Source organism: Rhodoferax sp. ZS1R8 (assembly GCF_056521325.1).
Window position 1 is genome coordinate 1 of the sequence record NZ_JBWMBA010000195.1, and the last position, 1,051, is coordinate 1,051.

Genomic DNA, 1,051 nt, shown 5'->3' on the forward strand with positions numbered 1-1,051 from the left:
ACGCCCGCTGCCGACGCGACATCCACGGCGCCGTTCAACCTCACGGTGCCGCGCTCGCGCTGCCCGTCCTGCGGCCATGCGATCCGCTGGTACGAGAACATTCCGGTGCTGAGCTATGTGGCGCTACGGGGCAAATGCTCGGCCTGCAAGGCGCGCATCAGCCTGCGCTATCCGCTGGTGGAACTGGTCACCGCTGCGCTCTTCGCGTGGTGCGTCTGGCGCATGCCCGGCCAGTTCGGGGCGCTGGCATGGTGCGGCTTTTCGGCGGCGCTGCTCGCGCTGGCGCTGATCGACTGGGACACCACGCTGCTGCCGGACGACATCACGCTGCCCTTGCTCTGGGCCGGCCTGCTGGCGTCGGCGGCGGGGCTGATCGATGTCAGCCTCGTGAACGCCGTCACCGGTGCTGCAGCCGGCTATGTGTCGCTCTGGGGCGTGTATTGGCTCTTCAAGCTCACGACCGGCAAGGAGGGCATGGGCTACGGCGACTTTAAGCTCTTTGCCGCCTTGGGGGCATGGTTTGGTTGGCAAGCGCTCATCCCCATCATTTTGCTGGCCTCGGTCATCGGTGCCGTAGTGGGAATAGCCATGAAGTTCACCACAGGTTTGCGTGAAGGCGGCTATGTGCCATTTGGCCCATTTCTGGCGGGTGCCGGCTTTACCGCGCTGTTTCTGGGGCCCGATGTTCTTCGGCGGGCCGTTGGTCTGTAAACGTGGGGGCTGCGAGCTTTCGCCTAGGTCTAACCGGTGGCATTGGCAGCGGCAAGAGCACGGTGTCTGCTTTTTTAGAACAAATGGGTGCGGCGATCATTGACGCGGACGCGATTTCCAGGGCAACCACTGGTCCGGGAGGTGCAGCGATTGCGGCACTGCGAGTCGCATTCGGTGCGAGCGTGCTGACTGCCGACGGAGCAATGGACCGCGCAAAAATGCGCAAGCTTGTCTATTCCGATCCCAGAGCCAAAATACAGCTAGAAGCAATCATTCACCCGTTGGTCGTCCAGGCTGTAGGACATCAAGCGCTGCACGCCCAGATGTCCGGCGCGCGGTG

2 protein-coding genes are annotated in these 1,051 nt (G+C 63.4%); both read left to right on the forward strand.

Annotated elements, in window-relative coordinates:
- Positions 1–711: prepilin peptidase (locus AC097P_RS24945; protein WP_479613097.1), on the forward strand; the 711-nt coding region annotated here is incomplete at its 5' end.
- Between the two features lie 62 nt (positions 712–773).
- The coding region (locus AC097P_RS24950) for a dephospho-CoA kinase (protein ID WP_479613098.1) at positions 774–1,051 on the forward strand (278 nt) is incomplete at its 3' end.